Below are 18,452 nucleotides of genomic sequence, written 5' to 3' on the forward strand. Positions count from 1 at the left end.
CTATAGGTATAAATTTTATACGAACAATTTTGTAAATTCGATAGGAATGTTAAATAATTTTATTCTCGTTGATTTGGTATTTTTCGATTATATATTTTAATTAATAAAAATTGGAATCAAAAATAATTTTTTTAATCAAAAAAAGCCCATAACTTCTTGAAAATTCTAAATTATCAATAAAATTAAAGTTGGATATCTAAAATAGGTAGTTTATTTATGATACGGCTCCCCATTAATGATTCTAAAACTTCGGTAGATCTGTTCTAAAAGAATTACTCTCATCAATTGATGTGGAAATGTCATTTTTGAAAAAGACAGTTTAAAATCTGAAATTTCTGAAATATTTTTTGATAAACCTAAAGATCCGCCAATAATAAATGTTATATCGCTTTTTCCAGAAATTGAAAGATCATTTATTTTTTTTGCAAGACTCTCAGAAGTTACTTCTTTTCCTAAAATTTCAAGAGTTATCACAAATGAGTCTTTTTTCAAATGTTTTAAAATTCGTTCAGCTTCCTTTTCGAGTATTTTTGATTTTTCAACGTCGCTTGGACTTTCTGGCGTTTTTTCATCAGCAACTTCGATTATATCGAGTTTTGAATACCTTGAAATTCTTTTTGAGTATTCATTAATTGCATCGCTCAGATATTTTTCTTTTATTTTTCCAACAGAAATAATCGTTATATTCATAATTTTTCCACGTTAAAATTTTAAATTTTTATCAAAATTAAAAAAGAATATGAATTTGAAATATTTAAAAAATAGGAATTTATTGTTTAATGAATTTTTTTGCAACATCCATAATATTCTCGGAAATTACAAACTTGGTATTATCTTTTAAGGTGTTTGTTGTTACATCAAGAGCCTTATAGAGCTGAGCTTCGTTTTTAAAGTAAGTTTGCGCAGATTCTGCAACGATCTGGATTGCTTTGGCCTGACCTTCTGCTTCAATTTTCATACTTTCTGCACTACCTTGAGCTTTCAAGATTTTGCTCTGTTTTTCCCCTTCTGCTTCTAAGATAGCTGCTCTTTTTAACCTTTCAGCTTTCATCTGTTGGGTCATTGCATTTTTAATGTCAGTTGGCGGTTCAATTTCTCTTAATTCAACTTTTTCAACTTTTACACCCCATGCATCTGTATCTCTATCGAGTGTTTCTAAAAGCTGTGAATTGATGTATTCTCTTTTATTTAATGCGTCATCGAGTTCAAGGCTACCGATTATTGCTCTAAGGGATGTTTGCGCAAGGTTTATAATTGCGTATTGGAAGTTTTGAACCTCTAAAATTGCCCTGTTTACATCCATTACTCTGTAATATATAACCGCATCGATTCTAACTCCTGCGTTATCTCTTGTAATCATTTCTTGTGGTGGAACATCGATTACCTTGGTTCTTACATCGACTTTTATTGGTACATCGATAAATGGAATTATGAAGTTAACTCCCGGATTTAGTCTTCCCCTAACTTTTCCAAGTCTAAATACCAGCCCTAATTCAAACTGATTTACAATAATAACTGATTTTATGATTAAAACCAGTATAAATATACCAAATAACAAATTAAGCCAAAAAGACATGAATATCCCTCCAGACATCCTAACTAAAAATCATTTTTAAATTTAATGTTTATTCAGATAATTCTTCAATGAGTAAAGATACTCCTTCAATTCCCGTAACAATTACTTTTGAACCTTTTTTTATTGGTATTTCAGATTTTGCCTGCCATTTTTCCCCATGAATTATGACGTGGCCGTAATTATTTTCACCAATTTCGTCAACAAGGTCACCATGTTCACCAATTAAGTTTTCAGCACCGATTTTTACATTTAAACCTGTTTTGTAAACAAATCTTTTCATGATGTATGCGGTGATCAATCCTGCAAGTATTGCTGATGGAAGTGCAAATTCTGGCGCATAAAGTAAGAATATACCATATATAAGCACTGCAACACCCGCTACAGGAAAATTGAGTCCTGGAAGAAATGCCTCAAGGACGATTAATCCCATACCGATTATAATTGTTATATAACCTAATTCCATAACGCACCCTTAAAGATTAGATTATTTTATAGTAATATAACAAATAATGTATTTGAAAAGAACAATATATAGTTTATTGAATAATATCTGGAATTTTATCGATAATCGCGTTTAAAATTTCATCAAAAACTTGGTGTATCGATTTTGAAGTTGTGTTAACAATAATAAATCCATATTTTGGCATGAATTTTTTATCTTCTGAATTTATGAGATTGTAGTATCCTTCCTTTATTTTTTTCTGAATTTCTATTTTTTCAAATATTTCCTTTTCTCTAGATTCCATCCTCTTTAAAGCTTCATTTAAATCAACATCGAGCAAAACCACAAGGTCTGGAGTTTTTGCATAATCATTGATCGTATAAATGAAGTCTTTTGAAATTCCTTGGGATATTTGGTATATAATTGAAGAATAAACGTATCTATCTGAAACCACGTGGGATTTTTTTAAATCTTCCTCAATATTAAAAACATGTTCAACTCTATCTGCGGCAAAAAGTAATGCAAGAGTTTCTTTCTGGCATTGTGAACCCGATAATATTTCACGGATCGACTTTCCAATTTTTCCGTCAGTTGGTTCAAATGTAAATTTTGCATTTAATTTTTCAGCGATGAGTTTAGCTTGCGTGGTTTTTCCACAGCCATCGATTCCTTCAAAAACGATAAATTTGTTCATGATATTACCAAAAAAGAGATTATTTAGTGTTTTTGTCTTAATTTATTATAGTATGATAATTTTAATCTCATTATTTCTTCTTTTATGCTCCAAGTACCGTAATTTTCAAGTTTTTCAAGTATCGGCATGACTTTTTCAAGTAATTTACTATCCTTTTGACCGAATTTTTTCAGAGTAAGTAATGTTTTTAAAATTACGGATTCATCTCCATCATTTAAAAGGCTGATAATTTTTGGAATCGCAGGTTTTATTAAATCTGGATCAATATCTGCTAAAATTCCCAACGCCGCATTTTTAACTTTCCAGTGGGGATCATCTAATTTTTCCATTACGATATCTAAATACCCGTAATGACCTTCGTTGATAAAATCTCGGACTGACTGAAGTGCTTCTACTTTTACAGTCCAATCTCCACTTTCGAGAAGATTTTCAATACGTCTAATTCTATCATACGCAGTTTTTTGGGATGATGGCTGTACAGTACGTCCAAGTTTTTCCAAGATGTCTTTTGCTATTTTGGATATTATCGGATTTGGATCTTCAGTACACTCAAGACACCAGTTTATGATTTCATAATGGTAATGATCTGCTCTTGGATATTCAAGAAGATTTTCAAGTATTTTGTATGCATAAACCCGTCTATGCCAATTTTCATCATTTTTGAATTTTGAAACAACTGTCATTAAGTTTTCAATATTATCTATTTCTTTTTTCCGAACACTGAGCGTATAGAATGCTTCATCAATTCCTGATCCTCCATTTTTTATAATTTCCATTAATTCATCACTTTTTTTGAAGAAGTAATTTAAAGAAATTTCTTTATTGATTTCAGGGCCCCCATAATTAATCTTTTTAAGTAATTCTCCAGCATGTTCCCTTATCTCAAATATTTTATCAAATAATGCAATATCAATTAAATCTGTTAAGAAATACTCTATAAATTCGAGATTAAGTATGGATAATTTTTCAAGGATTGAAATCCCTTCCATTCTAACTTTCCAGTTATTTTCGGTTAAATGCATTTTTATAAGCATTTTTATTGAATTCTGACTTTCTTCATTGATGTATGTTGTGTACCCCTTTAAGTTTTCATAAACTTCTTCGGAAGATACATTAATATCGATTCCATAAAGAATGCAAAATATATCGCAACCGTAACTGTAGTATTTCCTACAACGGTCAACGAGCATTGAAACAACTTTTTCACTGCCCTGATTTTTTCTTAAGAGGTATTTTATAATTCCAACTGCAGAATATGGGAATGCTTCTAAGTAGTTTTCAAAATTGTCCAATGTAATATCTTTTTTATTTAATTCAGTATCAAAATCATATTTTAATATTAATTTCGCAACTTCAGAAACTATTTTTGTAGTATCATTCAACGCAATGTACAATAGGTAACCTGCAAGTTCTGAAAGTTTATCTTCACAACCTTCGATTCCTTTTAAATATTGTGAAAAACTTCTAAGTATCAATACGTAATTTAACCTTACAAAGACGTTTGGATCGTTTATTTTTAATAACGGTTCCAGATGGCCATCCAACGATTCTAAAATATGGAATGGGTCTTCGCTGTTGTGTAGTATTGCCCTAACGATCCATAGCCCCTGTGCACGAACCATTCCATAATGGTCTTCCATGGATTTTATTATAAGTTCAATGGAATTATCGATATATTCAGGATTATTTTTTGCTAGATTTCCAAGGTCATTCATTAAGTTAATTTTAGAAATCCAATGTTCAGAGTCCCACGAATGCACAATGTCGCCGACACTATCTTTTAATCTAGTGGCTGAATTTTCATCAATATTTTCGGTTACGTAGGGGTAATTATCGGGATTACTGATTTCGTTTAAAAATTTCAATTTTACATCGTCTGAAATATCTGATTTTATAAGTCGATCAATAACCGAAAGATACGTTGTAATATGGCTGTCACTAAAGCAGGATAATATCTGTTCAGAACTTCTCGAATCTATCAATTGAATTGCAATTGCACGAATCAAAGGGTTTGAATGATTTAATAATTCTGAATTTGTTATTTTTTCTCTAATACAGTAAAAACCAACCAACGCAGAAAAAATCAAAAGCCAGTCTTTTTCATTATTAATTATCTTGTTTGCTTCATGTAAAAGTATATTTTTTAAATATGGCTTATTTTCTGAAAGTGACCCGATAGTATAAAACATTCTGGCCTTCACATAACGGTCCGTGTTTGGGGATGTAAACAGTTTTAATAAATCTTCCATTATCTCGTTATTAATGTTTTCAGGATTTTTTTCAATCAATGAAGTTCCAACTAATTTCATAACCCTGTCGGGATTATTTATTAGTTTTTTAATGTAACTTGGGGGGTACTGAGCGTTAAAATCAAGATGTAAATATACTTTATTTATTAAATCCACAATTTCATCAATTGTTTCATTATCTTCAGATTCCATTAGTATCCATGAGAATATGCCTATCTTCAGATGACTTTTGTCGGTAATTGATTCAATCAATTCCGGAAGTAATGTGTCGATTAGTTCGGGATCAACAGGTGCCATTTTCCATATATTTACAATAGCCCCTAATTTTTCATAATATTCTTCTGAATGCATGCTTTTCGAAAGTAGGGTACTGTATCTTGCAACTGCATATTTTATTAAAGGTTTACTCAAAAGTTCATTTGAAATTTCCTTAATTGCATTATTTTCGCAATTTGAAAGTCTTAAAAGATGAGGTATTATTTTGTAAGTTAATTGGGGATGTTGTTTTATGATATTATTTATTGCCCAAAGAGTTCGTGCCTGCATCACAGTTTTTGGAGATTCTAATTCAATGAGTAAATTTTTAAGTACGTAGTCCGCATCATCCTGTGTTTCGTAAGTAATGTTTCCTAACCTATTTACGGCATCCAATTTTGTATACCAGCTTTCTTTTTTAAGGTCAGATACAATTCTTTTAATGTTCATGATTTCCCAAGTATTTTAAATCGTTAACTATATATTCTGAGTACTTTTGTCATATAATATATACAAACAAATATAAAAATGGATGTTCAACATTATTATAGCTTTTATGTAGGTAGGGCTTAGGAAACTTCTGAAAAATTCGTCGGTGTGGTTTATGAATATTGACAAGTTAAAACAAAAAATACTATCTAAAATCAATCAGGAAGAACTGGAAAAAAAAGTAAAAGAAAAAATTGAAGAAAATTCGGGGCTTCTTGGGGAAGAAAGTGCAGTAATGCTTGTTGCACAGGAACTTGGAATAGAAATAACTTATGAGGATGATGAAGAGGAATACGATTTTACAATTAAAGATATTGCTGACGGGCAGAAAAATGTCGAAGTCACTGGAAAAATTATTGAAATTTCACCTGAAAAGGAATTTAATCGAAAAGATGGCTCAACTGGAAAAATTGCATCAATTACTATTGGCGACAATACGGGAATTACAAGACTTACGCTCTGGAACGACAAAACAGATCTTATCGAAGGCCTAAAAAAAGGAGATGTTGTAAAAATTGAAAATGCATTCAGCAGAAAATGGAATGACAAAGTTGAGTTAAACAGCGGTTCAGAACTTTCAATTGACAAACTTAAAAAGTACGATGAATCAAGATATCCCATTTTAAAAGAAAGTTATAAGATTTCAGAATTAATGCCTAATTTTTCTGGGACAATTAATGCAGAAGTTGTTGCAGCATACCCTAAAAAGGAATTTAATCGAAAAGATGGAACGAAAGGCCAGCTAAAATCATTGATATTAAAAGATGACAGTGGGGGCATAAGGGGAACTCTCTGGAACGAACTTGCAGATTTTGAAGTTAAAAAAGGAGATATTGCAGAAGTAAGCGGATATGTAAAACAGGGATATTCGGGACTTGAAATTTCCGTTGATAATATTGGAATAGTTGAAGAATCTGTCAAGGAAGAAAAACCTGTCGAAAAAATGAATATTTCGGAACTTACAAGTTTTGATGGAGAATATGTAACAATCTCTGGAAATATTACTAACATTTCTGGATCCAGAGAAGTTCAGTTTAGTGACAGGAATGCAGAAGTTCAGGATATGTATCTAAACGATGGAACTGGAATGGTAAAAATTGCATTTTGGGGCCCAAATAGAAATATTCTCAATGATTTAAAAGAAGGAGATTATTTAAACGTTTCAAATTGTAAATTAAGAACATATACTGACAATACTGGCGAAAAAAGAGCTGATTTAACTTACAACTATATGTCAGAACTTAAAAAAGACGAAAGCGCAAGCGAAAAAATAGTTGAAAAAATAACTGCTATTGGAGATATCTTAAGCGGAAGCGCAGATAGCTCCGATGTAACTGTTATTGGAATGGTTACAAATGCGTATCCTGTAAACGAGTTTTCGAGAAGTAATGGTGGAACCGGAAAAGTTAGAAATATTATGTTGGATGACAGTACTGGAAGCATAAGGATGGCTCTGTGGGATGGCGATGCAGAAACCGAAATTTCAGAAGGTGATGTTGTAAAATTAATACATGGATACGCTAAAGAAAGTGGCGAATACATGGATTTGTCAACCGGAAGGTTTGGTAGAATCGAAGTAAATCCTGAAGGAATTTCAATAAAATCTCCAAGAAATTATATTGCTGACCTTGAAGAAGGTATTTCAACTGAAATTAGCGGAACTGTTGTGGATTACCGAAAACAAGATGTAATTCTTAGTTTATGTCCAAACTGTAGAAAAAGAGTTAGTTTAGTTGATAATAAATATACCTGTGAAGTTTGTGGTGAAGTTACACCAAACGAACTTTTAGTTTCAAATTTAACGCTTGACGATGGAACTGGAGTTATTAACTGTAGAATATATGGAAACAACGTTGAAAAAATAACTGAACTTTCAAAAGACAAATTAAAAGAAATGAATTTAGATGCTCTTTCAAATGTACTCGGAAAAGACGTTTTATTCTATGGAACACCTTCATTTAGAAATGATGACTTAGAATTTGCAGTAAAAAGAGTTAATTTTGCAGATGCATCAAAAGAATTGGAAGTTTTAAAACAACTCTAACTTTTTTATTTTTTTATTTTTTAAATTTTGGATAACGTATATATATCTAGATTTAGATAGTAAATAGGGCGCATAACTCAAGTGTTTTTATTTTTATTCATTTTAACAGTAAAACGGTGGTTTAATGAAAAACAAGGTTGTTGTAGTAACTGGAGTACCGGGCGTTGGCGGTACAACTGTAACACAAAAAGCAATGGATATTTTATCAGAAGAAGGTTTAACTTACAAAATGGTTAACTTTGGAAGTGCAATGTTTGATGTTGCAAATGAAGAAGGAATTGCTTCCGATAGGGACCAAATGAGAAAATTAGACCCGGAAACTCAAAAAAGAATCCAGAAAATGGCGGGAAGAAAAATTGCTGAAATGGCAAAAGAATCTCCTGTCGCAGTAGATACGCACAGCACAGTAAAAACACCTAAAGGATACTTACCAGGACTTCCAGCATGGGTTTTAACTGAATTAAATCCAGACATTGTAATTGTTGTTGAAACAGACGGTGACGAAATCTTAATGAGAAGATTAAGTGACGAGTCAAGGAAAAGAGATCTCGAAACAACTGCGAGCATTGAAGAACACCAATTCATGAACAGGGCAGCTGCAATGAGCTACGGTGTTTTAACCGGTGCAACTGTAAAAATCGTTAAAAACAAAAACGGCCTTGTTGACAACGCAGTTGAAGAATTAATTTCAGTTTTAAGATAATCTTATATATTTTAACTTTTTTAATTGTTTTAATATTTTATATTATGATAAAGGGGAAAAAACATGTTTGAATCTATTTACTCCGTATTTTACAATGCATTGGATGCGATTTTTTTACCTATGGTACAAACGATGCAACCTGCAATTTTTATATTCGTAACCGCTTTTTTAGTATCGTTTATTATTAATTTAGCGACTAAAATCCTGGTAAATCAAGATAGGATGGCTGAATTGAAAGATGAACTTCAAGAATTTCAGGTAAAAGCGAAAAAAGCATCAAAAGATCCAGAATTAATGGCTGAACTCCAAAAAGAACAGCAAAAAATGATGACCATGCAAATGGAAATGATGAAAATGAGTTTCAAACCTATGATTTACACGTGGGTTCCAATCATCATCATATTCGCTTACTTAAGACATGTATATGACTTTGGCGGAATTTACCACACAATGATGCCAGCATGGGATGGAGCAATAGTCCAACTTCCAGTAATCATTTCAAAAATAATATTTATTGGAATCTGGCACTGGATTGGTGGAATATTCTACCACGGTGGCTTTGGTGTAGTTTCAAACACAACTCTCGGATGGCTTGGATGGTACATCTTGTGTTCAATGGGAACATCAATGGTACTTAGAAAGTTAATGGGAATAAAATAATTAAATAATTTCCAAATACCCTTGTTTTTTTATATTCTGTTTAGCTCTTTAAATCGATTTTTTTTTATAAATTACTATTAATTAGGACAAAAATACCTCAAAACATATATATTAGATTTACTGATTGGATTTTACTGATTAATAGATTATTTATAATTGAGGTAAATTATGTTAAAATTCAAAATCCCCATAATTTTAACAGCTTTTTTAGTTTTAATTTCAGGATGTCTTTCAAATTCAGAATCTCTCGAAAAAGAAACACTGGTGGTTGGAATAACTCCTGAAATTTATCCAATAAACTACATGAATTCTGGAGTACACAGTGGATTTGAAATTGAATATATCACTGAAATTGTAAACAGAATGAATATGAAACCGGAATTTCGGGTTTACGAGTTTATGAACCTTTTAAACGCAGTAGAAACAGATCGTGTTGATTGTGCAATATCTTTAATTACAATAACTCCTGAAAGAGAGGAACTTGTAATGTTTTCAAAATCATATCTGAATACAACGAGTGTTCATGTTGTCGATAAAAATACGGGGATTGAAACTTTGGATAAATGCACTGTTGGAGTTATAAAAAGTACCGTACAGGATGAATGCGCAACAAAACTTAAGGAAAACTACGAATTTACACTTTATAAATACAGGACAACTGCAGAACTCGAACGGGCATTTGACCAAGGAAAAGTCAATGCAATGATTGTTGATAAATTGTACTTTGAATATGTACTTTATCCGAAAAATAACAATTTAACGAGCATTTTCGAATGTCAAAATAGTGAAAATATATCAATTGCAGTAAATAACGAAAATACTGAATTATTAAATGATATTAATAACGTAATAACTGAAATGGAAGAAGATGGAACTTACGATAATTTAAAAAACAAGTAGTTGTCGAATTAATCAAATTTAGAGGTAATAATCGACTATAAAATAAAATAAAACACTAATTTCATCCATTTCTTTAAATTCGAAATCAGGGATATTATTTTCAGTTGGATTGTAGCATCCATTACTTAGATTTTTGAACAAAACTTCAACTTTAATGTTTTTTGGAAGATTTTCTTTGAAATATTTGCTTTTTGAAATAATTTCTTCAACAGCGGATTTAACATCCATTGCACTGAATTTTCCGCCATTTTCAGGAATGTATGTAATTTTTGTTTTTAATTTTTCTTTAGTTTCAAAAGTCATCCAGAAATCTCCAAAGTCTGTTTTTGGAATTCTGTAATCTTTTATCTCAAAACTTCTTTGAATTGTATTTTTCATGAAAACCAACTTCAATTATTTTTTACTTAATTTTATCTTTAATTCAGAATTAATATGCTTTATGATTTGAATTTTAAAAATTAAAAATTATTTCAGTTTTATTTCACTCTCTCCAGGTGGAAGTGCCCTTAAAATATCTTCATCGTCAATCTCAAAGTCACTAAATTCTTTTAAAAGCTCTTTTACAAGGTCGCTCTTTTTCAATTTTCCAGGTTTTAATAAGATACATTTTTCAAAGGTTTCTTTTGCAACCGATTCAGGAGCAGTAGTTACTCTTAATTTTCCATCGTAAGTTAACATACCAATTCCAAGTTCGAGTGCAGCACTTCTTATGAAGTTTCTTTTTCCACGAATGACAAAAGCTCCTTTTTTTAAGTATTCTCCACTTTCAGCGGTTTTTGAAATCTGGTCTGGTCTAACCCAGTAAACATCTGCACTTCCAATCCCCAATTTCCAAGCTCTCGAATGTGACGATGCAAATTTTGCAACTTCAAAGAGTACATTTTCATCAGGTATTTCTTCAGAGCCTTCTGTTCTAATTATTGTAAAAGGTGCCCCTTCCATGAGGGTGTGGAATACTATATCGTTTTTTTCAACGTATCTTTTTATCAGCATCTCGTTAGTAGTTGCATCTTTTCCTGCAACAATTAAATATCCGCCAATAACCGTCCATTTTAATTTTTCGTACCATTTCAGTACTTTTCTTTCCTTCTTCTTAATTTTTTCTTCTTTTTCTTTTAATATTTCTGAATCGAGTTTTTCTTTATCTTTTAATTCAGCAAGTTTTTTCTCAGAAATTTTTAAAGCTTCGATTACTCCTTGAACTTTATGTTTAAATTTCTTTGATTTTTGGTAAACTATGTCCGCATTTTCAAAAGCATTTTTTCTTAAATCTACAGGCACAGTATCTTCAATAAGCCCATTTCCATAGTCAGCAGATAGTTTCAATGTTAATTCTGCATTTTTCTCATTCACGTTTATTATTTTACTTAAAATCGGATGGGTTTTATTTTCTTTAATGATTTTTTTAATGCCATTCCAGTCCATTTTTTCTCTAGCATCTTTAATTGTGCCCACAATTTCATCCACGAGAGAATAATTTGCATAAATCAAATCTCCACGTTTATGGTTCGAAAGGGATTGTTTTTCGTATTTTTCTTTAGTTTCAAGCTGACTTTTTAATATACGCTCCTGTTTTTTCACGAGTTTTTGTAATTTTGATTCAGCCTGCTTAATCTCCTTTTTCATGATAAATCTTGAGAAATATTCATCAAGTGCAGTTAAAAAGCTTTCATAATGTTTGATTTCATTTTCTTTTAGATTTTCATGCATTTTTAAATCAATTGGACTAATATCTACAAATTCTCCATTTTTAAGTGTAGATTTTGGTTTTATTTCATTAAATACCCTGTTAAAAAATACTTTCGAGCCTTCGAAAAGTTTTTCGATTTCTTCATTTTTTGGATTTTTCAAATTTTTATCTATTTCTGAAATCAGGCAAATTTCTTCGGAATAAACTCCTGCAAGTCCAAAAGTCCTTGAAATTATTCTTACAACTTCGGTATCATTGTTTTCTTCTTTTTGGAATTCTTCGATAAATAATTCTTTAGCAAGGGAATAATCTAAATTTTTTGGATCAAGGTCCTTTTGAGGCGGGAACTTGTAAATTTCTTTTGGAACGATTTTTCTCGTACTCCACCTTTCAATTTTTAACGGGAGAATTATTTTATCTTCGCTATCAAGGAGTATCGCGTTTCCATCGCCAAATAATTCGATAATTAGTTTATATTTTAATTCGTTCCATTCAAAATTGAAAATTACAATCCTGTCAAAGTTATGCTGGGCAACACTCGTTATTTTAATGTTTTTCAAGTGTTTTCTAAGAAGCATTACAAATGAATGGGGATTTCTCGGTTTTTCTCTTTCGTATTCTGTAATTGTTATGTATTTATATTTTCCAAGACCTATTGCAATCTCTCTTGAACCGATTTCAGGAATATGCACTTTTAAAATTAATTCCTTTCCATCCTGATTATTTACTAAAAAGGCTTTGTCTAATTTTCCGTTGATTACTTTTTGAAGTTCTGATACTGCGGCACTGATATCAACGTTCGTCATCTCTGTTTTCATACGTATCTCTTCCAAATGTTCCAAATGATTTTAATGTTTTATCAAAGAATAATGATTATTTAAATTCCATATGTTTTATTATGGTAATATTACGTATATTTTGACGTTTACTATACTATATATGCTGTACTTATTAAAATATTCTTCAGGTGGTAACTTTGCAAAGAAGTGAAGAATTATTTTTTTTACTTCCAAGATGAAGAAAAACTAAAAATTTACAAAAAAGAATCGAATGAACTAGTGGTGGTAGTTTTAGCTACTTTATGGGGTTTTCAATAGTATTTAATCTCAAAGATTATAATAAAGAAAAAATCCAGATATAATTGATAAGTTAGGCCATATATGGGGCATTTTAAACACTTTGGGGCGAAAAACACAAAAACACAAGACAAAGTACTCAAATCGGTACGACGTATCGGGAGACTTACGTGAGAAGTTAAAATGAAAATAAATTATTTATCCTTAAAACAGGAGTTCGGATATTTGAAATTATAAACTTAAAAGTTCAGAATATGGATTTGGATTCAAAAGATGCATTTATAAGTTTTGAAAATGGTAAAAAATAGATATATGTTTTTCGATAAGGATTTAGCATTTCACTTAAAAGAATATCTAAAAAAAGTTATCTAATGTACATATTGCCGTATAGAACTGACCACAAAAAAGATTTTTTAACCTCAAACGAAGCCCCATACATGCCATTATTTTTCTTTTTAACTTTTAAAAATACATATACGTTTTTAACCTATTTTAAATAATTTAATACCTTTTAAAGTTTATATGATCCACAATATAAATACATATAACTATTTAAGCGTAAACTATTAATATATGATCAATCAAAGATCAACTCGGAACGTGTGTTCCGTTTAAGTTAGTTATTATGGGGATTTTAACTAACGTTAGGGATAGGATCAATGGAATAAATACCACTAATTTAGTAGTTTATTCCTTTTTCAAAAAATCTTTTTTAATTTCATTTCAATTACAATTTAATGTAAAAAAAGTCAAATCTTTATGTAATGATGTTAACGTCCATGTTTCACTCCTCTTAAATATATTTGAGGTTTAGGAGACATAAAATCTCAAAAAATAATGTTACTACGATTTAACTATTTAATCGGACTACTCAATAATGTTTTTTCCACACATATGTTTTGCTAATTAATGTATAAAATGTTCATAATATAACAAAACATGAAAAAATATCCTGCCCCTCCAACGATTTTTTTTAAAATCAGGATATTTTTAGGATAATACTCTACTTCGTACTGACACTCTTGGATGGACCTAACAGATATGTTATTGGCCATTATATATCTATTTGTAGGCAATCGTTTAGTTAATACCCCCAACTAAACCTAAATTTTAATAAATATTTAAATTTAAAATAATGGCCCTGTTTAGATAAATGGGGATTTTAAATATATTATGATAACATCACAATAAGTCAGATGCTAAAACAGGGCCAGTGTTAGATCAAAATCTATTTTATAAAAATGTTTTGTAATTGTTACAATATAATGTCTTTAAATTCACAACTGAATTGTTTAGATGATCCATTTATTGATTGGGGGCCACAAACCTCCTAAATATATTAACTAGCTCAAAAAAGTAATATTTTAGCACAATCTATCAATATTGAAGATGGATGTCCCGCTTTCATCTCCATGTAAGTTATACTTTGAGGTCGTTTTGGTAACCAAATCCAAAAAGTGGTGTCAATACGATTTAACTATTTAATTAGGACATTTTAGCTAAAAGATTTTTTAAGTATATAAATTTTACTAAGTGGATTATGAAAAAAGCCATAAATTACTTTAAAAGTGAAAATATCTGGCTCCTTTAAAATTCCTAAGAATTTGGATAATATCACTATAATGATCTAATTTCGTACTGACACCAAAATTTGTGTAAGTTTTTAGTTTTTTTAGATTAATTTCAATCAAAAAGTATTTTAAAATCAAAAAAAATGAATAAAAAATCATTATACCTGTAAAAAATGGCCCTGTTTTTTTGGGAGAATATGGATTTTAAACATTTCAGATCTGTTTAAAATAATTCAAAAATGTTTGAAAAAGGCTGTTTTACAAATTAGGCCCCATTTTATAAAAATTTTTCGCAAATGCCTGTATATTATACATTTATATTCAAAAAAGGATAATCTGATCGATCCGTTTTTAAATTAGATCTAAAACACACAATATTCCATAAATATTTATTTTTATTAATAATTAAAACCTTCAAAAAGATTTTTAATCATCTTTTTTTAACTTTTTAATATGGAAATGGCGTTTATTTTGAAAACCAACGGTTAACAAAACACTTTTTCTAAATAACAACCAGTAAATTATTATAAAACTAAATAACACACTAAAAAATATCCCGATTATACTATGCCTTGTTACAAATAAACAGATTAGTAAAGGAACCCCTATAACAATACTGGATACAAAAATAGTATCTAAAAGTAATTTTCTGAATTCATCTTCAGCATAACTCAAATTCAACCCCTCCCTTTTAAGTATAAATGAAAATATTCCAAATAAACGTCATTTAATAGGCTTAATTAAAATTATGTATTCAATGACTATTTAATTTTATACATGGGGTCATAATTAAAAAAAGAAAAAATGTTTTTGGGGTAGAATTTTTAAATTTAAACTCTTTTGAGGTTTGGAGTTTAAAGTAGATTAATTTATCTAAATGTAAAACGAGGTAAATATTTTTTAATTAAGGTTAATGTAAGAATATTCATGGCTGTATATCACAACAACTTTATTTTTAAAAATATATGGGATTTATTATTTAATTTAAATAAGAATCCATAAAGATTTTTGACTTGTTGAACCGCCATAAAATGCTACTTTTTGTTATATTAAAATAATTTTATAATTGGGATTAATCTGCATTTTTTTATCTTTGTAGGCCCGGTTTTTTTAAAAAATTAAAGTTTTTTCAAGCTTCAATGCTTAAAAATAAAATAATCCATAATGTTGGAATTATATAGTTTTTTTTATTTAATCAAATAAAAAAATATTAATAATTATTAAGTCCTATTTATTGACGGGTGGGACATCACCCTTAGTTAGTCTTTAAATGGGGATTTTCAGCTAACTATGGATATTTTGGTGATAATTACAAAAGTTTGATATAGACGTGAAATTTTTGTATTTTTCACCATTATTTTTGCAGTATTTTAAATTCAATTTTACGACTTATAACTGAAAGATTTTTGGCCCCTGCTTTTTTTTAAATCAAACTTAAACGTGTTTACAAAATAAAATTTTAAATTACGTATCAACTAAAGATACAGATCTGGCGAAAAAGATAATTTTTTTGGAGAAAAAGTAAATTAAAATTAATAAAAATATTGAATTTAGAAATTATTATGATTTAGAAATTAATTCCTTACTTTCTTCCATTCTATTTTCATACTTGTTTTTGCAATCCATTTTTTAAAATATTCATCAGATCAATGATCATCTAAATGAACATAACAATTCATGTTTAATTATATATATTTAAAAGCCATGAATATATGTTATTGCATGAGATAAGACTTGAGAACTTAAAATAGAAACACAAGGCGAGGCAGATTATGGACGTTGAAAATTTGATAATAACGACCTTAAAAGACAAGGTAAGGGAATTAACTGGAAATGAGATGGATATAAGACTTGACGAACCGCCTGCAATAAACATGGGAGATTACTCAACAAATATTTCATTTAGATTGGCAAAAGACCTGAAAAAAGCTCCAAAAATGATTGCAGAAGATATTGCAAATTCATTAAGTATTTTGGGAATTGAAAAAATCGAAGCTGTAAACGGATACATCAATTTTTTCATGAATTATTCAGACTTTTCAAAGGAAACAGTTTCAAAAATATCTGCTGAAAAAGAAAACTTTGGAAAACTCGAAAAAAGAGACGAAAAAGTTATTTTGGAACACACTTCAGCAAATCCAAATGGACCTTTTCACATCGGTCACGGAAGAAACATGGTTATTGGGGACAGCTTAAAAAGAATATTAATTGCGTCAGGATACGATGTAGAAACACAATACTACGTAAATGATATGGGTAGACAAGAAGCAATTGTTGTTTTTGGAAATGAAAGATTTGAACTCGATAAATCCAAAAAAGCAGACCACGCAATTGGTGAAGTTTACGTTGAAACGAATAAATTGCTTGCCGAAAACGAAGAACTCGAACAGGAAATTCTAAATTTAATGAAAAATTATGAAGAAGCTTGTGAAGCTGGAATTGAAAACGAATTAACTGAAAAATTTAAAAATGCAGTTGATTATTCATTAGGTGGATTTAAAGAAACACTCTCAACGTTAAATATATATCACGATAAATTCGTCTGGGAAAGCGAATTTGTAAAAAGCGGAATGGTTAGAGATGTAATAAAAAGATTAATGGATACCGGAAAGGTTGTTGAAGATGAAGTTTTCAGACTCGATCTTTCAGATTACGGACTTGAAAAAAAGCTTGTTTTAGCAAGATTAAATGGAACAAGTCTTTATTCAACAAGAGATATTGTATACCACATTAATAAAATGGAAAACTGCGATTTTGCAGTAAATTTGCTTGGAGCAGATCACAAATTAACCGCAGTAATGGTTAACAAGACTTTAGCGCTTTTAGGATACAACGAAGCTGAAGTTGTATTTTACGAGTTTATTTCGCTTCCAGAGGGTTCAATGAGTACAAGAAGGGGCAGATTTATCAGTATGGACGAACTCTTTGAAGAAGCAAAATCAAGAGCTGCTGAAGAAGTTAGAAAAAGAGGCGTTGCTGAAAACGAAGAAGAAATCGAAGAGATTGCGAAAAGAATTGCAGTTGGTGCTGTAAGATACAATATCGTTAGAATTGCGCCAGAAAAACCAATGGTATTTAGGTGGGATGAAGCACTCGACTTTGAAAAAGTTGGATGTCCGGTTATTCAGTACGCTCATGCAAGATGTTCGAGAATTTTGGAAAATGTTGAAACTATTTCAAATGATAATTTATTTGCATATGAAATGAATGAAAATGAAAAAACAATTGTAAAATTGCTGTCAAAATTACCAAAAATCGTTGAAAAAGCAGCAGAAGTTAGAAAACCCCAGATTGTTGCAAACTATGTACTCGATGTTGCGCAAGGGTTCAACAAATTTTACGCAAACTGTCCTGTTTTAAAAGAAGAAAATGAAACTATCAAAAATTCAAGACTCGCAATTGTAAACACTACAAAAACAGTCCTGGAAAATACTCTCGATCTTTTAGGTATTGAAATGCCTGGAAAGATGTAAATTTTAACTTTACCTTTTTTCCCATTTTTAAATTCAAAACTGTTGTATTAATATTTATATTAAATAAAATAGATATTAAATTCTCATTTTATAATCATTACAATAATCGCTGTGAAAAAGATGGACGTTTATGATATTTTATTTTTAAAATGCACTGAATACGAAGTAGTTGTAAACGAAAGGCACGTTCCACTCTGGATGTTGAACGAAGGGGACGAAGAGCGAATAAATTTTGATCTTCCGTGGACAAATTTACAGGATCTTGCAATATATCTCTATGAATTAAAGCGAGAACAGCAGAAGTCAAAAGAACTTTTAAAATGCAATCTCGAAGAAATAATTGTAGGAATTTCTTATTTAAAATCTAAAAAGTCAGGTTCTCTTTTGTCAGACGAATCAATGGCAATAAAAGCATGCATGGACTATTTATCCGAATTTATAACTGCAAGGATTAATTGCATATACCGATATCACTATCCAATGAAAACGCCTACAAATAAATCTTTATTTGATGAAGTAATTCTTAAATTCCCTCAAAAAAAGGATATAAAGGCTAAAAACAGGCAGGATTTTGAAGAAGTGATTTCAAGACTTAAAAAATATGATTTTAATTTACAAAATTAATTTTGT

General features: G+C 30.1%; 13 protein-coding genes. 6 read left to right on the top strand and 7 right to left on the bottom strand.

What is annotated here, in order from left to right; genetic code table 11:
* Positions 1-210: 210 nt before the first annotated feature.
* The 5 genes from rlmH to MMARC5_RS02840 form a co-directional block, all read right to left on the bottom strand.
* Positions 211-690, bottom strand: a complete 480-nt coding sequence (gene rlmH / locus MMARC5_RS02820) for a 23S rRNA (pseudouridine(1915)-N(3))-methyltransferase RlmH (protein WP_011868324.1) — start codon at positions 688-690, stop codon at positions 211-213.
* A 79-nt stretch (positions 691-769) separates the two neighbouring features.
* Entirely contained in the window at positions 770-1,576 is an 807-nt protein-coding gene (locus MMARC5_RS02825) for an SPFH domain-containing protein (protein WP_011868325.1), read from the bottom strand.
* A 49-nt stretch (positions 1,577-1,625) separates the two neighbouring features.
* Entirely contained in the window at positions 1,626-2,039 is a 414-nt protein-coding gene (locus tag MMARC5_RS02830) for an NfeD family protein (RefSeq protein WP_011868326.1), read from the bottom strand.
* 73 nt (positions 2,040-2,112) lie between these two features.
* Positions 2,113-2,712: a dTMP kinase gene (gene tmk, locus MMARC5_RS02835; RefSeq protein ID WP_011868327.1), complete on the bottom strand. Its 600-nt coding sequence runs from the start codon at positions 2,710-2,712 to the stop codon at positions 2,113-2,115.
* A 23-nt stretch (positions 2,713-2,735) separates the two neighbouring features.
* Positions 2,736-5,666, bottom strand: a complete 2,931-nt coding sequence (locus tag MMARC5_RS02840; protein ID WP_011868328.1) for a HEAT repeat domain-containing protein — start codon at positions 5,664-5,666, stop codon at positions 2,736-2,738.
* A gap of 154 nt (positions 5,667-5,820) precedes the next feature.
* On the opposite strand from MMARC5_RS02840, the gene MMARC5_RS02845 reads away from it, so the two are divergent.
* The 4 genes from MMARC5_RS02845 to MMARC5_RS02860 all read left to right on the top strand — a co-directional run bounded on the left by MMARC5_RS02845 (position 5,821) and on the right by MMARC5_RS02860 (position 10,012).
* Positions 5,821-7,749: an OB-fold nucleic acid binding domain-containing protein gene (locus MMARC5_RS02845; protein WP_011868329.1), complete on the top strand. Its 1,929-nt coding sequence runs from the start codon at positions 5,821-5,823 to the stop codon at positions 7,747-7,749.
* A gap of 124 nt (positions 7,750-7,873) precedes the next feature.
* Positions 7,874-8,452 (top strand): adenylate kinase, encoded by a 579-nt coding sequence (locus MMARC5_RS02850; RefSeq protein ID WP_011868330.1) that lies wholly within the window; start codon positions 7,874-7,876, stop codon positions 8,450-8,452.
* A 63-nt stretch (positions 8,453-8,515) separates the two neighbouring features.
* Positions 8,516-9,112, top strand: a complete 597-nt coding sequence (locus tag MMARC5_RS02855; protein WP_011868331.1) for an EMC3/TMCO1 family protein — start codon at positions 8,516-8,518, stop codon at positions 9,110-9,112.
* Between the two features lie 168 nt (positions 9,113-9,280).
* Complete coding sequence (locus MMARC5_RS02860; RefSeq protein ID WP_011868332.1) at positions 9,281-10,012, top strand: ABC transporter substrate-binding protein; 732 nt, start codon at positions 9,281-9,283, stop codon at positions 10,010-10,012.
* 18 nt (positions 10,013-10,030) lie between these two features.
* On the opposite strand, the gene MMARC5_RS02865 is transcribed toward MMARC5_RS02860, so the two are convergent.
* Together MMARC5_RS02865 and rqcH are read right to left on the bottom strand one after the other, a co-directional pair.
* Positions 10,031-10,390 (bottom strand): hypothetical protein, encoded by a 360-nt coding sequence (locus tag MMARC5_RS02865; RefSeq protein ID WP_011868333.1) that lies wholly within the window; start codon positions 10,388-10,390, stop codon positions 10,031-10,033.
* 87 nt (positions 10,391-10,477) lie between these two features.
* Positions 10,478-12,520: a ribosome rescue protein RqcH gene (rqcH, locus tag MMARC5_RS02870; protein ID WP_011868334.1), complete on the bottom strand. Its 2,043-nt coding sequence runs from the start codon at positions 12,518-12,520 to the stop codon at positions 10,478-10,480.
* A gap of 3,601 nt (positions 12,521-16,121) precedes the next feature.
* Here rqcH and argS point away from each other — a divergent pair.
* Positions 16,122-17,822, top strand: a complete 1,701-nt coding sequence (argS, locus tag MMARC5_RS02880) for an arginine--tRNA ligase (RefSeq protein WP_011868336.1) — start codon at positions 16,122-16,124, stop codon at positions 17,820-17,822.
* A gap of 120 nt (positions 17,823-17,942) precedes the next feature.
* Positions 17,943-18,446 (top strand): hypothetical protein, encoded by a 504-nt coding sequence (locus MMARC5_RS02885; RefSeq protein ID WP_011868337.1) that lies wholly within the window; start codon positions 17,943-17,945, stop codon positions 18,444-18,446.
* Positions 18,447-18,452: the final 6 nt, after the last annotated feature.

It is taken from the genome of Methanococcus maripaludis C5 (assembly GCF_000016125.1).
Taxonomy (GTDB): Archaea; AGJL01; Methanococci; order Methanococcales; family Methanococcaceae; genus Methanococcus; species Methanococcus maripaludis_D.

What these genes read in the sequence shown, in the direction of transcription:
- rlmH (WP_011868324.1), bottom strand. Translation starts at nt 690, where the DNA reads ATGAATATAACGATTATTTCTGTTGGAAAAATAAAAGAAAAATATCTG.
- MMARC5_RS02825 (WP_011868325.1), bottom strand. Translation starts at nt 1,576, where the DNA reads ATGTCTTTTTGGCTTAATTTGTTATTTGGTATATTTATACTGGTTTTA.
- MMARC5_RS02830 (WP_011868326.1), bottom strand. Translation starts at nt 2,039, where the DNA reads ATGGAATTAGGTTATATAACAATTATAATCGGTATGGGATTAATCGTC.
- tmk (WP_011868327.1), bottom strand. Translation starts at nt 2,712, where the DNA reads ATGAACAAATTTATCGTTTTTGAAGGAATCGATGGCTGTGGAAAAACC.
- MMARC5_RS02840 (WP_011868328.1), bottom strand. Translation starts at nt 5,666, where the DNA reads ATGAACATTAAAAGAATTGTATCTGACCTTAAAAAAGAAAGCTGGTAT.
- MMARC5_RS02845 (WP_011868329.1), top strand. Translation starts at nt 5,821, where the DNA reads ATGAATATTGACAAGTTAAAACAAAAAATACTATCTAAAATCAATCAG.
- MMARC5_RS02850 (WP_011868330.1), top strand. Translation starts at nt 7,874, where the DNA reads ATGAAAAACAAGGTTGTTGTAGTAACTGGAGTACCGGGCGTTGGCGGT.
- MMARC5_RS02855 (WP_011868331.1), top strand. Translation starts at nt 8,516, where the DNA reads ATGTTTGAATCTATTTACTCCGTATTTTACAATGCATTGGATGCGATT.
- MMARC5_RS02860 (WP_011868332.1), top strand. Translation starts at nt 9,281, where the DNA reads ATGTTAAAATTCAAAATCCCCATAATTTTAACAGCTTTTTTAGTTTTA.
- MMARC5_RS02865 (WP_011868333.1), bottom strand. Translation starts at nt 10,390, where the DNA reads ATGAAAAATACAATTCAAAGAAGTTTTGAGATAAAAGATTACAGAATT.
- rqcH (WP_011868334.1), bottom strand. Translation starts at nt 12,520, where the DNA reads ATGAAAACAGAGATGACGAACGTTGATATCAGTGCCGCAGTATCAGAA.
- argS (WP_011868336.1), top strand. Translation starts at nt 16,122, where the DNA reads ATGGACGTTGAAAATTTGATAATAACGACCTTAAAAGACAAGGTAAGG.
- MMARC5_RS02885 (WP_011868337.1), top strand. Translation starts at nt 17,943, where the DNA reads ATGGACGTTTATGATATTTTATTTTTAAAATGCACTGAATACGAAGTA.